This is a genomic window from Sphingomonas sp. UBA978 (assembly GCF_002292295.1).
Classification (GTDB): Bacteria; Pseudomonadota; Alphaproteobacteria; order Sphingomonadales; family Sphingomonadaceae; genus Sphingomonas.
In genome coordinates this window covers 427,749-441,097 of the sequence record NZ_DBBS01000020.1, presented here as the reverse complement: position 1 = coordinate 441,097, position 13,349 = coordinate 427,749, and the positions used below count along the sequence as shown (strand labels likewise).

Genomic DNA, 13,349 nt, shown 5'->3' with positions numbered 1-13,349 from the left:
GACATGGTTAACCCGGCGGGGGAAGCGGATCGGGCGTGCGCGGGCCTCAGCCGGCCTTGGGCGCCTCGACCTGCGGGGCGAGGCGCAGGTTCAGTTCCTTGAGCTGCTTGGGCGTCGCGAAATTGGGCGCGCCCATCATCAAATCCTCCGCCTTCTGCGTCATCGGGAAGACGATGACCTCGCGGATGTTGGGTTCGTCGGCGAGCAGCATGACGATGCGGTCGATACCGGGAGCCGAACCGCCGTGCGGCGGCGCGCCGAACTTGAAGGCGTTAATCATGCCTGCGAAGTTCGTATCGACGTCCGCCTGCGTGTAGCCGGCGATCTCGAACGCCTTGTACATGATCTCCGGCCGGTGGTTCCGGATCGCACCCGAGGACAGTTCGACGCCGTTGCAGACGATGTCATACTGATAGGCGAGGATGTCGAGCGGGTCCTTCGTTTCCAGCGCGTCCATCTCGCCCTGCGGCATCGAGAAGGGGTTGTGGCTGAAGTCGACCTTCTTGGCGTCCTCGTCATACTCGAACATCGGGAAGTCGACGATCCAGCAGAATTCGAAACGATTCTGGTCGATCAGGCCCAGCGTCTCGCCGACGCGGGTGCGCGCGAGGCCGGCGAGTTTCGCCGCCTGGCCTTCCTTGCCGGCGGCGAAGAACAGGCCGTCGTCCGGGCCGAGGCCGAGGGCGTCGGCCATCGCCGACATCTTGTCCTCGCCATGGTTCTTGGCGATCGGGCCGCCCCATTCGCCGCCCTTGCGGGTCGCATAGCCGAGGCCCGCGAAGCCTTCGGACTGCGCCCAGGCGTTCATGTCGTCGAAGAACTTGCGGCTGCGGTCGGCGGTGCCGGGCGCCGGGATCGCGCGCACGACGTCGCCGGCCTCGACGATCGAGGCGAAGCGGCCGAAGCCCGAGCCGACGAACTGCTCGGACACGTCGCTGATGAGGATCGGGTTGCGCAGGTCGGGCTTGTCGTTGCCGTATTTCAGCATCGATTCGCGATAGGGGATGCGCTTGAACGGCAGCGGCGACACCTGTCGGCCCTTGCCCTGCCAGTCGGCGAATTCCTCGAACACGCCGTGCAGCACGGGCTCGATCGCCTGGAACACGTCTTCCTGCGTGACGTAGCTCATCTCGAAATCGAGCTGGTAGAATTCACCCGGGCTGCGGTCGGCGCGTGCGTCCTCGTCGCGAAAACAGGGCGCGATCTGGAAATAGCGGTCGAAGCCGGCGACCATCAGCAGCTGCTTGAACATCTGCGGCGCCTGCGGCAGCGCGTAGAATTTGCCCGGATGGACGCGGCTGGGGACGAGATAGTCGCGCGCGCCCTCGGGCGAGGAGGCGGTGAGGATCGGCGTCTGGAATTCGGTGAAGCCCTGCCCGATCATGCGTTGGCGGATCGAGGAAATGACCTTCGAGCGCAGCATGATGTTCTGGTGCAGCCGCTCGCGCCGCAGGTCGAGGAAGCGGTAGCGCAGGCGGATATCCTCGGGATATTCAGCATCGCCGGCGACGGGCATCGGCAGTTCCTGCGCATGGCTCTGCACCTCGATCGTGTTCGCCACGACCTCGATCTCGCCGGTCGGCAGGTTCGGGTTGGTCGCCTCGGGCCCGCGCGAGACGACCTCACCGGTGACGGTGACGACCGATTCGACGCGTAGCCGCTCGAGCAGCTCCATCGTCGCGGTGCCGGCCTTGGCGACGATCTGGGTGATGCCGTAATGGTCGCGCAGATCGACGAACAGCACGCCGCCATGGTCGCGCTTGCGATGGACCCAGCCCGACAGGCGAACGGTGTCGCCGACGTTGCTCGCAGTCAGCGCGGCGCAGGTGTGGGTACGATAGGCGTGCATGGTCGTTTTCTTCCGGCAAGATGCGGGCTGTATGATGGGCCGGCGCTTCCCTCCCCATCCCCTCTTTGTCAACCCGCGCGCGTGTGGCTATGGACGGTGGGATGCATATCCACCCGTTGATTACAGACAGCGCGACCCTCGCCAATCTGTGTGCCCGCCTCGCTGAAGCCGACTTCATCACGGTCGATACCGAATTCATGCGCGAGAGCACCTATTACCCGGAACTCTGCCTGATCCAGATCGCCGACGTGAACGAGGCGGCGGCGATCGACCCGATGGCACCCGGACTCGACATGACGCCGCTGCTCGAGCTGCTGACCGAGAATCAGGACGTGCTGAAGGTCGTCCACGCCGGCGGGCAGGATATCGAGATCATCTACAATCTGACCGGCAAGACGCCGCATCCGCTGTTCGACACGCAGGTCGCGGCGATGGCGCTGGGTCAGGGCGAACAGATCGGCTATTCGAACCTGGTCGACAGCTGGCTGGGCATCGTCGTCGACAAGGGCGCGCGCTTCACCGACTGGGCGCGGCGACCGCTGGACGCGCGCCAGATCGAATATGCGATCGGCGACGTCACCCACCTCGCCAAGATCTTTCCGATGATGCTGGAGCGGCTGCGCAAGACCGGGCGCGGCGTTTGGCTCGATCAGGAAATGGAGCGACTCGCCGATCCCGCCAATTACGCCAACGATCCCGATCAGGCGTGGAAGCGGGTGCGGATTTCGGGGCGCAAGCCCGACGTGCTGGGGCGGCTCAAGGCGCTGGCGCGCTGGCGTGAGCTGGAGGCGCAGGGCAAGGACCTGCCGCGCGGGCGGATCGTCAAGGACGAGACGCTGGGCGACCTCGCCGGCCATCCGCCACGCAAGCAGGCGGACCTCGCCAAGGTGCGCGGCCTGTCGGCGACCTGGGCGTCGAACGATATCGGCGGGCGGCTGATGGCGGCGATCGAATCGGCGATGCCGCTGTCGGGCGACGAGCTGCCGCCGCGCGACGACCGCAAGCCGGGGCTGGGCAAGGACGGCGCGCTGGTCGCCGACCTGCTCAAGCTGCTGCTCAAGATTCGCTCGCGCGACATCGACGTCGCCTCGCGCCTGCTGGCGCGATCCGATGAGCTGGAGGCGCTGGCTGCGGGGGTCCGTACGGGCCTGCCGATGCTGGAGGGCTGGCGCTACGACCAGTTCGGGCGCGATGCGGTGGATCTTGTCGAGGGTCGTCTGGGTTTTGCCGTCAAGGGCGGCAAGCTCAAGATGACGCGGACGGAGGATGTAGCATGATGCGGGCTATAATGGTGATGGTGCCGGTGCTGATCGCCGGCTGTGCGACGATGCAGCCGCCGATGGCGGCGCGTGGGCCATGCGTGATCGACGAGCGGGTGAAGATGCGCTTCGCCGGCGTCAAGTTCCGCGAACGGATGCGGCCGGAGATCGAGCATGCGGCGAACGCGGCGATGTCGCGCGTGCTGCGGCCGGACGATGCAGCGACGATGGATTTCCGGGCGGAGCGGCTGAATATCCTGCTGGACGACGGCGGGCAGATCGACGGGCTGCGCTGCGGGTGATCGCAGAGGGTGGGTTCGCGCGGAGACGCGGAGACGCGGAGAAGAAGAGCGTTTGAGGCCGCGGCAGCGACTTCAGACGTTCGTGCGCCTGCGGTCGGACGGCTGCTGTATGGGCGCTTCGCGCAGCTCACTTTCTCTCCGCGTCTCCGCGTGAACCCACCTTCTTTACCCGGCAGTCTCCACCACGGCCTTCCGCCTGAGGGCCGTCGCCAAGGCCGCATGGCGGCGTTCGACCGTCTCCGCGTAGAGCGCGCAGTCGTTGTCCGACAGCGCCAGCGCGACCTTTCCCGGCCGCAGTGTCAGTGTCGCACGTTGCAGCGGGCCGGCGAGGCCGCCGCTGAAGCGCTGGCCGAGGCGGATCGCAAGGCCCCACTGGATCGCCAGCGCAATCTGGCCGGCGTTGGCGAGGCCGGTCAACACGGGATGGGGGACGATGCTGCCGCCGAGGCTGGTGTGCAGCGCCTGCGCCAGCATCGCGCGTTCGGCGATGTCGATCGCCACCCAATTGCCATGCAGCGCGATCTCGAACCCGCGTTCGTCGCGAAATTCCGGGTTGGCGCGCCAGCCGGTGTCGGCGAGCAGGCAGGCGGCATGGCGGATGCGGACGAGTTGCGGATCGTCGTCGGCGAACAGCGGCGCGATCCAGTCGGCGAGCAGGTCGCCATGCTCCGGGAAGCGCCCCAGCAGCCGGCCCTCCTCGCGGGTCGCGACGATCAGCGGGTCGAGCGCGCGGGTCGGCGCGTCGAGCGCGGCGTGGAGCAGCCCTTCGCGCAGGCCCGAGCTGGAGGCGATCGCGCTTGCCGAACCGAGTTCGCGCATCACCACGGCGAGCAGGGCGGTGGCATCGCCGAGTTGCCCAGCACGGACCGACGACATCCCGGGCACCGCACGCAAACGCTGTTTCGACAGATGCGCGATGCTGCGCCCCAGCCGCCCGACGGTTTCGGGCGCCAGCGTATAGCCGTGGATGATCGGCAGCGGATAATGCGTCAGGCTCATGTCGAGCCGGGCGAGCGCGCGCCACGATCCGCCGACCATGTAGAGCGGCAGGCCCCTGCCCCGCCCGGTCCAGCCCGCCTCCTGGATTAGCCGGGTGACGTGACGATCGAAACCGGGGCCGCGCCCCTGCCGCAAGCCTGCGATGCGCAGCACGCCCAGCGGAAAGGACACGCGATCGGTGACGGTGCCGGCGACGACGCGGACGAGTTCGAGGCTGCCGCCGCCGAGATCGCCGACGATGCCGTCCGCATCGGGGATGGCGGAGAGCACGCCCATGCCGGACGCGGTCGCCTCCTGCTCGCCGGAGAGCAATTCGACCTTGAGGCCGAGGTCGCTCGCCGCCTCGATCAGGCGCTGGCCGTTGCTGGCGTCGCGGACCGCGGCAGTGGCGACGGTGCGCAGGCGCGCGTCCATCTCGCGCGCGACCGCGGCGAAACGGCGCAGCGCGCCGATCGCGAGCCTGAGGCTGTCGGCATCGATCGCGCCGGTCGCGGCGAGGCTGCGGCCGAGGCCGGCCATGACCTTTTCGTTGAAGAGGGTCGCCGGCACGCGCGGATGGCCCTGATAGACGACCAGCCGCACCGAGTTGGAGCCGATGTCGATAATGCCGGTGCGGGGATAGGCGCTGGTCATCGCGACCGTCCTGCCGTCACGCCTCGCCACAAAGCGGCGCCGGAGGGGCGGGGACGGCGAGGCAGGGTGGGGAGGACCATCCGCGGCGTTGTGGCGTGTTCGGTGGTGAGCAACAACCCGCTATCGCCGCCGTCGCAGGGCCAGCGTCGGCACTGCGTCGCTTTCCGCCAGCGCCGTGCCGCGTCCGGATAGCGACGGATTGGTCATGAAATAGCGATGGAGGTTGAACGGCTTGTCCCCCGGCACCTCGCGCACGTAGCGGCCGTCCGGCTCCAGCTCCCAGCTTTGTTCGCTGTCGATCAGATTGGCGACCATTACCTGATCAAGCACCTGATCGTGAACGGTCGGGTTTTCGATCGGCAGCATATATTCGACGCGGCGGTCGAAGTTGCGCGGCATCCAGTCGGCCGAGGAGATAAACACCTGCGCGCCGTCGTTGGGCAGCGCGGCACCGTTGCCGAAGCAGAAGATCCGGCTGTGCTCGAGGAAACGGCCGATGATCGACTTGACCCGGATATTCTCCGACATGCCCGGCACGCCGGGGCGCAGGCAGCAGATGCCGCGGATGATGAGTTCGATCTCCACCCCGGCGCCACTCGCCTCGTACAATTTATCGATGATGGCGGGATCGACCAGGCTGTTCATCTTGGCCCAGACCGCGCCCTCCTTGCCGGCGCGGGCGTTGGCGATCTCGACGTCGATCAGGTCGAGCAGTTTCTGGCGCAGGTCGCGCGGGCTGAGGCTCAGCTTGGTGATGTCGGTCGGTTCGACATAGCCGGTGACGTAGTTGAACATCTGCGCGGCATCGCGACCCATGCGCGGGTCGGCGGTGAAGAACGACAGGTCGGTGTAGATGCGCGCGGTGACCGGATGGTAGTTGCCGGTGCCGAAGTGGCAATAGGTGCGGAACTGTCCCCCTTCGCGTCGGACGACCATCGACACCTTGGCGTGAGTCTTCCATTCGAGGAAGCCGTAGACGACCTGCACGCCGGCACGTTCGAGCGCGCTCGCCCACAGGATATTCTGCTCCTCGTCGAAACGGGCGCGCAGTTCGACGACGGCGGTGACCGACTTGCCCGCCTCCGCCGCGGCGATCAGCGCGTTGATGACCGCGGGCTGCTTGCCGGCGCGGTATAGCGTCTGCTTGATCGCGATGACGTCGGGGTCGAGTGCCGCCTGCTTGAGGAAGGCGAGGACGACGTCGAACGTCTCATAGGGGTGGTGGACGACGATGTCCTTCGACCGGATCGCCGCGAAACAGTCGCCGCCGAATTCGCGGATCCGTTCGGGGAAGCGCGGGACGAAGGGCAGGAACTTGAGGTCGGGGCGATCCTCGTCGATCACCGCATCCAGATCGCCGATGCTGAGCAGGTTGCCGCTTTCAGTGATCGTCGCATCGGCGCCGCCCAGCTCGTCGCGCAGCACCTGCGCGAGCGCATCGGGCATGCCGGTTTCGAGTTCCAGACGGATGACGCGTCCGCGCCGGCGGCGCTTGATCGCGTTGGCGAAGTAGCGGACGAGATCCTCCGCCTCTTCGTCGATTTCGATATCGCTGTCGCGCAGCACGCGGAAGGCGGCGGCACCGACCAGGGTATAGCCGGGGAACAGCACCGGCGCGAACCGCTTGAGCAATGCCTCGATCGAGACGTAGCGGGCGGGCTCCCCCGGCAGGCGGACGAAGCGCGGCGCGCTCGCCGGGATCATCACCAGCTCGCGCACCGGCTCGCCGTCCGAATCGCGGACGACGTCGAACATCACCGACAGCCCCTTGTTGGGGATGAACGGGAAGGGATGCGCGGGATCGAGCGCCTGCGGGGTGAGGATCGGGAAGATCTGTTCGCGGAAATGCGTCTCGAGCCATTCCGCCGCCTGCGGATCGACCTCGTCGCGGCGCAGGACGTGGAGGCCAGCTTCGTCGAGCAGGGTGCGCAGGTCGCCCCACACCGCCTGCTGGCTCGCCATCAGCGCGTCGGCCTCGGTCGTGATCGCCGCCAGCTGCTGGCCGGGCGTCAGACCGTCCGACGAGCGACGATCGACGTCCTTCATCTGCTGCCCCTTCAGGCCGGCGACGCGGACCATGAAGAATTCGTCGAGATTGTTGCCCGAGATCGACAGGAACCGCAGCCGTTCGAGCAGCGGATGCGCCGGATTGCAGGCTTCCTCGAGCACGCGGCGGTTGAACGCCAGCCACGACAGTTCGCGATTGAAATAGCGGTCGTTGATCTCGGGAACGAAGGGATCGTCGTCGGCCGCGGACAGGTGCGAAAGGTGAGCTGGGCGTGTCATGATTACGTCATAGGCAGGAACGGTTGCGGTTGCGTGACGATCCCGGCCGCAGTCAAAACTGTTCGGGCGAGCGGAATCGACAGGCGCTTGCGGCTTTCCAGCACCTCCTGATCGAGCGCATCGACGACGCGCTGGACGACGATATGGCTGCGTTCGATCCGGGTGCTGAGCCACGTCACCAGATCGGGCCGCGCATCGAGGCCGCGACGCTGGAACAGATGGTCGAGCAGCGCGGCGATCAGTTCGTCGTCGGGCGCGCCGATCGCGGCATGCGGACTGGCGGCGAGGCGCGATTTCAGGTCGGGCAGGCGCACCCCCCAGGTCGGCGGCAACGCGTCCGCGACGATGACGAGGGGGCGCCGTTCCGTCTGCGCCAAGTTCCAGGCGTGGAAAATGTGCGCCTCCGGCACGTTCTCCGCGTCGTCGATGATGCTGCCGTTGCTCTTGGCGGCGAAGATGCGCGCGAGCAGGCTGCGCCCCGATTTGCGCGGGCCGGTGAGGACGGCGGCCATGACCGGCCATGTCGCCCAATGTTCCAGCGTCTGCGCGGCACGCAGGTTGGAATTGGTGATGAGGAAGGCGTCGTCCCTGGGGTCCGCCGGCCACCCCAACGGCAGCGCGAGCTGGCTGGTCATGCGGCTTATCCTGCGGGCTTTTCGTCGGACGGCAGGTTGGGCGGCAGCAGTTGCGGCGCGCGGCGGATGCGCAGCGTCTGGCCCGACCCCGTCACCTGATAGCCGCGCACCTCCAGAGCCGCGCGCAGCGCGTCGGGATCGCCGTCATAGGTGACGCGCATCAGCGACAGGCCGCCGAGCGCGAGGCTGGTGGTCGTCGCCGAACGGACGCCCGCGATGCCACGGATCAACCCTTCGGTATTCGCCACAGCACTGGCGCCCGGCGTGTCGAACTGGACCGTGATCGGGATCCCGGCATTGGCGGACGCGGTGTCGCCGACGATCTCCGCCAGCGTCTCGCCGCCCGCGCTGTCGTCGATCGCGTCGGGATCGATGACGGGTTCGGGCTCGGGCGGCGGCGACAAAGTCGGATCGAGGCCGAGCGCGCCGCCGCGCAACGCCTGCTGGAACAGCGCGTCCATCCGCGCGACGCCGGTGTCGAGCAATTGCGGCAGGCCGGCCGCGCTGCCGACGCGCAACGTGAAGCTGCCGATCAGGTCGTTGTCGGGGCCGTGACGCGCCTGGAACACGCCGATGACCGGGCCGCCGGGATAGCTGCGGTACAGCCGCACGACGGGGATGAGGATATCCGCGGCGCCATATTGGTCGATAATCGTCCGCCACCAGCCGCGCCCCGGTCGGGATATCTGGCCGGCGTTGAGCAGCAGCGAATCGGCGCCCGTGCCCGAGGGGCGGACATAGTCGATCGCACTGTTCCCGGTGCGGAAGCGCGCCCACGCCTGCTGCCAGTCGTTGCGCTGTTCGAAGACCGTCTCGACCCCGCCGGACACCTGCAGCGGCACGAGCAGCATCGGCCGCGACCGGTCGGAATAGGCGCTGATCCCCAGCACCGATGCCGCGCGGCCGCGATCGAACAGCACGCCGAGCCGGGCGATGTACCGCGTCGGGCCGATCTGTTCATGCTCGACGACGATGCCGGACACGAGCTGGTCGAGCGTACCGTCGGACACCAGCCCGCCGCCCGCACCGAGCCGGCGGGAAAGCTGGACCCACGCCTTGCGCTGCGCCAGCCGCCAGCCGCCGAGCCGGGCGGATTCGGCAGTCTTGGCGGCGACGTCGACGCTGACGCCACTGACCTCGAAATCGCCCGAACTGTCGACCGGCGCGACGCCGCGACCGCCCTCGATCTGCGCATAGGCGCCGGCGCCGAGCAGCAATGCGGCACCGGCCAGCGAGGAAAACAGGGTACGGACACGCATCGTTGCGCCTTTTGGCGAAGCGGCGCCGGAAAACCAAGCAGCTTGTGTGCCGCCGCGCACCGTGCGGGGAAGGATTGCCACCGCGCGCCACAAACTTTAGCAGGCTGGCCGGATGAGCAACCCGCCATCCTCCCCCACCCCGGCCTCCCCGTCAGCCTCCGGCGACCAGTCCTACACCTATGCCGATGCCGGCGTGTCGATCGCCGCGGGCAACGCGCTGGTCCGCGCGATCGGACCGCTCGCCAAGGCGACGCGGCGCCCGGGCGCGGATGCGGAGCTGGGCGGCTTCGGCGGCATGTTCGACCTCAAGGCCGCCGGGTTCGACGACCCGCTGCTGGTCGCGGCGAACGACGGCGTCGGCACCAAGCTGAAGCTCGCGATCGAATGGGACCGGCACGAGGGCGTCGGCGTCGACCTAGTCGCGATGTGCGCCAACGACCTGATCGTCCAGGGCGCCGAGCCGTTGTTCTTCCTCGATTATTACGCGACCGCCAAGCTCGACAACGCGATCGCCGAGCGCGTCGTCGCCTCGATCGCAGAGGGCTGCCGTCAGGCGGGCTGTGCGCTGATCGGTGGCGAAACGGCCGAGATGCCGGGCATGTACGCCCCCGGCGATTACGACCTTGCCGGCTTCTGCGTCGGCGCGGTCGAGCGTGACCGGGTGCTGACCGGGCGCGAGATCGGCGCGGGCGACGTCATCCTCGGCCTCGCCTCGTCGGGCGTGCATTCCAACGGCTTCTCGCTCGTCCGCCGGCTGGCGACGGATCGCGGGTGGAAGCTCGACCGGCCGGCGCTGTTCGATTCGGACCGGCTGCTGATCGATATCCTGATGGCGCCGACGCGCATCTATGTCGCCAGCCTGCTGCCGCTGCTGCGCGCAGGCGAGATCAAGGGGCTGGCGCATATCACCGGCGGCGGCCTGCTCGAGAATATCCCGCGCGTGCTGCCGGGTGACGCGCATGCGGTGATCGACGCGGACACTTGGGAGCAGCCGCGGTTGATGGCATTCCTGCAGGCGCAGGGCGCGATCGAGCCCGAGGAAATGGCCCGCACCTTCAATTGCGGGATCGGGATGGCGGTGGTCGTCGCGGCGGAGCGCGCCGAAACGGTCGCCGCGGCACTGCGCGAGGCGGGCGAGACGGTGGATAGGATCGGCACGGTCGAGGCGGGGCCGCGCGGCTGCACCGTGCGCGGATCGACCGAGACGTGGAGCGCGCGCGCCGACTGGACCGCGACGCATGAGGGCTGAGGCGGCGTGAAGACCGTCGGCATCCTAATCTCCGGGCGCGGATCGAACATGATGGCGCTGGTCGAGGCGGGTATCCCGGTCGGGCTCGTCGCCTCCGACAAGCCCGATGCGGCGGGCCTCGCCTGGGCGGAGGCGCGCGGGATCGCCACCTTCGCGCTGTCGCCCAAAGGAATCGGCAAGGCCGCCTATGAAGCGCAGATCGATGCCGCCCTGCGTGCGGCGGGATGCGAACTGGTCGCGCTCGCCGGTTACATGCGGCTGCTGTCGGACGATTTCGTCGCGCGCTGGCGGGGACGGATCGTCAACATCCACCCCTCGCTGCTCCCCAAATACAAGGGACTCGACACCCATGCCCGCGCGATCGCGGCGGGCGATGCGGTGGCGGGCTGTTCGGTGCATGTCGTCACCGAGGAACTCGACGGCGGTGCGCTGCTGGGACAGGCTGAGGTGCCGGTGCTGCCGGACGATGGACCCGAAACACTGGCCATGCGCGTTCTGGCGGCCGAGCACCGGCTCTACCCGCAGGTGCTGAAGGAGTTCGCCAGCCGATGACCGCCGATGCCCCTGCCGCCTCCCCTGCCCTGACCCGCGTCCGCGAGATCGCGCTGCTGCTGCCCGAGGTCGAGGAGCGGACGAGCCACGGCCAGCCAACCTTCTTCGTTGCGGACAAGCAGTTCGCGCAGGTCCGGGAGAACCATCACGGCGATGGGCTAAACGTCGTCTGCGTGCGCACCAGCGGAACGGACGAGCAGGCGATGCTGATCGACGCGGCACCCGACACCTATAGCCGGCCCGCCTATCTGGGCCCATCGGGCTGGGTCGGCGTGACGCTGGACGGCGATCCCGATTGGGTGCTGATCGAGGACCGGATCGCGCGCAGCTGGGAACTGGCCGCGCCGCGCCGGCTGCTGGAGGCGGGCGGACGATGAGCGAGACGCAGGATCAGGCGCAGACCCGCCGCCGCTGGATCACGCTGGCGGAGGTGGTGGCGGTCGCCGGCGTGGTGATCGCCGCACTGACGCTGTACAGCAATTGGCAGGAACGCCGCGACGCCGCGGCCGACAAGGCGGTCGAACAGGCGAGCGCGAGCCGCGACAAGGCGCGCTTCACGCTGCGCGGCACGGTGGCCAGGGACAAGAGATCGATCCTGCTGGCGCGCGAGGAAGCACATCCGCTCGGCGACATCCGCGTGACCTTCCCGACTGCGCTCGGCGTCGCGCCGCAGGATTCGGTGACGCAGACGATCGAGGCGGGCTGGTTCGACGACGCGTTGCGCAAGACCACCGACGGCGGCGCGGACGAGCGGACCGGGCGGCTGCCGGTGCTGATCCGCTACACCTATTTCACCGACGACCAGCCGACGACGCGGCAGGCGATCTACGATCTGGTCTGGAAGACCGAGGGGCAGATGCTGCGCGGGCGCAAGGTCGAATTGCTCGACCTGCGGCTGCGCGAGAGCGGCGGCAATCAGAAGCGCATCGACGCCTTGTGGGCAAAGGCGCTTTAGCGGGCGACCATCCAGCGCAGGAAGCGCGGCACCGCGCCGCGCCGGTCGATCCAGTCGCTGTAATCGCGATAGACGGGGTCGAGGCCCAGATGGCGTTCCTCGGTGCGGGCGCGCCAGTAATAGATGCCGCTGACGACGCCCATCAGCGCGGTCGCGCGGACCGCGTCGATCAGGCTGCCGGTGGTGAGGATCGGCAGCGTCGACAGCCACCAGAACAGGTTCTTCGACAGATAGGCCGGGTGGCGCGACCAGGCATAGGGGCCATGCGTCAGGATGCCGCGATGCGTGAGGTTGGAGAAACGCAGTCCGAACGCCACCGTCGCCCAGGCGTAGATCGCGGTCAGCACGACCAGTATCGCACCCCAGCCGGCCATGAGCAGCGGATGGCCGGCGAACCAGTCGGTCCATTCCTGCGTACCCGGATGGTAATCGAGCGGACCGCCTGCCTCCATGAGGATGAACGGCGGATAGCACATCAGCGCCGCCGTCCATGCCGCCGCGAACGGATTGGCGCTGCGGATATGCGCGTCGAGCGGGCGCAGCGTCAGGATATAGCCAACGGTCGCAAAGGCGACATCGATGACGAACATCAGCGCGATCAGCCAATGGGCCAGCGCGACCGGATCGCGCAGCGCCGACAGGTCGCTGCGGACGAAGCCGCCGAAATTACCCGGCACCACCGCCAGCATGAAGGCGAGGAAGAACGCCTTCACGGCCCAGCTGCGCAAATGGCCGTAGATCGCGTTGCGGTCGACGTCCTGCTGCCCGGTCAGCCATGCGCCCAGATGCCATGCCCCGTCGCGCGGCTCGACCAGATGGCGGTCGAGCCACAGCACATAGGGTACGGCGATCACCGCGACGACCGGGATCGCCCAGCTGAAACACCACATGGCGAAGGCGAAATTGCCCTCCCAATAGAAGCGTCCGACGCCATAGACGATCGCGATGCCGCCCCAGGTGACGTAGAGGCCGGCAAGCTTGGTCAGGCTGATGTCGCGCGTCTCGGCCAGCGGGCGCGTCAGGCTCCAGTCGATCCCCGTCGTCGAGCTGCGATGGACCTTGTCGACCAGCAACGACCAGCCGACCATCGGCCCGCCGCAGGCGATCAGGCCGACCAGCGCCGCATAGGGCCCGTCCATGCCGACCGCGCAGGCGATCGCGATCCAGACGGCCAGCCCCGCCAGCCCGGCCAGGCCGACGCCATGGCTGACCGCGGACCGGGGCCGTGGATCGGCAGCGCCTCGGGCCGCCAGCGCAGGATCATGATACATGCGCGCCCGTCTAGCCGACGAACGGTAAGCAAGTCGTGAACCATGCGTCGCCGACGGAACGGGCGCTTGCACCGGCTCGCCGGGGACGGTAATGGCGCTG

The 13,349-nt window shown here is 68.2% G+C and carries 12 protein-coding genes; 6 read left to right on the top strand and 6 right to left on the bottom strand.

The window, feature by feature from the left end:
• Positions 1-46: 46 nt before the first annotated feature.
• Entirely contained in the window at positions 47-1,849 is a 1,803-nt protein-coding gene (gene aspS, locus B2515_RS14560; protein ID WP_293877477.1) for an aspartate--tRNA ligase, read from the bottom strand.
• A gap of 101 nt (positions 1,850-1,950) precedes the next feature.
• Here aspS and rnd point away from each other — a divergent pair, with 101 nt between their 5' ends.
• Entirely contained in the window at positions 1,951-3,126 is a 1,176-nt protein-coding gene (gene rnd / locus B2515_RS14555) for a ribonuclease D (RefSeq protein ID WP_293877475.1), read from the top strand.
• Positions 3,123-3,410 (top strand): I78 family peptidase inhibitor, encoded by a 288-nt coding sequence (locus B2515_RS14550; protein WP_293877473.1) that lies wholly within the window; start codon positions 3,123-3,125, stop codon positions 3,408-3,410. Before rnd ends, B2515_RS14550 begins: the two co-directional genes overlap by 4 nt.
• 165 nt (positions 3,411-3,575) lie before the next feature.
• Here the strand turns inward: B2515_RS14550 and B2515_RS14545 are convergent, their stop codons facing one another.
• From B2515_RS14545 to B2515_RS14530, 4 genes are all read right to left on the bottom strand, one after another.
• The gene (locus B2515_RS14545) at positions 3,576-5,042 is read right to left on the bottom strand and encodes a Ppx/GppA family phosphatase (RefSeq protein ID WP_293877471.1); all 1,467 of its coding nucleotides are present in this window, start codon (positions 5,040-5,042) and stop codon (positions 3,576-3,578) included.
• Between the two features lie 120 nt (positions 5,043-5,162).
• Positions 5,163-7,328, bottom strand: a complete 2,166-nt coding sequence (locus B2515_RS14540) for an RNA degradosome polyphosphate kinase (RefSeq protein WP_293877469.1) — start codon at positions 7,326-7,328, stop codon at positions 5,163-5,165.
• Between the two features lie 2 nt (positions 7,329-7,330).
• Positions 7,331-7,963 carry an HdaA/DnaA family protein gene (locus B2515_RS14535; protein WP_293877467.1) on the bottom strand — a complete coding sequence of 211 codons (633 nt, stop codon included), beginning with the start codon at positions 7,961-7,963 and terminating at the stop codon, positions 7,331-7,333.
• 5 nt (positions 7,964-7,968) lie between these two features.
• Entirely contained in the window at positions 7,969-9,222 is a 1,254-nt protein-coding gene (locus B2515_RS14530) for a heavy-metal-associated domain-containing protein (protein ID WP_293877465.1), read from the bottom strand.
• A 112-nt stretch (positions 9,223-9,334) separates the two neighbouring features.
• Between B2515_RS14530 and purM the strand changes: the two genes are divergently transcribed.
• From purM to B2515_RS14510, 4 genes are read left to right on the top strand one after another with little or no spacing between them, the layout of a single operon-like run.
• Complete coding sequence (gene purM, locus B2515_RS14525) at positions 9,335-10,471, top strand: phosphoribosylformylglycinamidine cyclo-ligase (protein WP_293877463.1); 1,137 nt, start codon at positions 9,335-9,337, stop codon at positions 10,469-10,471.
• A gap of 48 nt (positions 10,472-10,519) precedes the next feature.
• Positions 10,520-11,023: a phosphoribosylglycinamide formyltransferase gene (purN, locus tag B2515_RS14520; RefSeq protein ID WP_293877661.1), complete on the top strand. Its 504-nt coding sequence runs from the start codon at positions 10,520-10,522 to the stop codon at positions 11,021-11,023.
• Positions 11,020-11,400 (top strand): MmcQ/YjbR family DNA-binding protein, encoded by a 381-nt coding sequence (locus B2515_RS14515; RefSeq protein ID WP_293877461.1) that lies wholly within the window; start codon positions 11,020-11,022, stop codon positions 11,398-11,400. The genes purN and B2515_RS14515 overlap by 4 nt, the downstream gene beginning before the upstream one ends.
• On the top strand, positions 11,397-11,978 hold the full coding sequence (locus B2515_RS14510) for a hypothetical protein (protein ID WP_293877459.1): 582 nt from the start codon (positions 11,397-11,399) through the stop codon (positions 11,976-11,978). The genes B2515_RS14515 and B2515_RS14510 overlap by 4 nt, the downstream gene beginning before the upstream one ends.
• On the opposite strand, the gene B2515_RS14505 is transcribed toward B2515_RS14510, so the two are convergent.
• Positions 11,975-13,249 carry a methyltransferase family protein gene (locus tag B2515_RS14505; protein ID WP_293877457.1) on the bottom strand — a complete coding sequence of 425 codons (1,275 nt, stop codon included), beginning with the start codon at positions 13,247-13,249 and terminating at the stop codon, positions 11,975-11,977. The genes B2515_RS14510 and B2515_RS14505 overlap by 4 nt on opposite strands.
• Positions 13,250-13,349 lie beyond the last annotated feature (100 nt).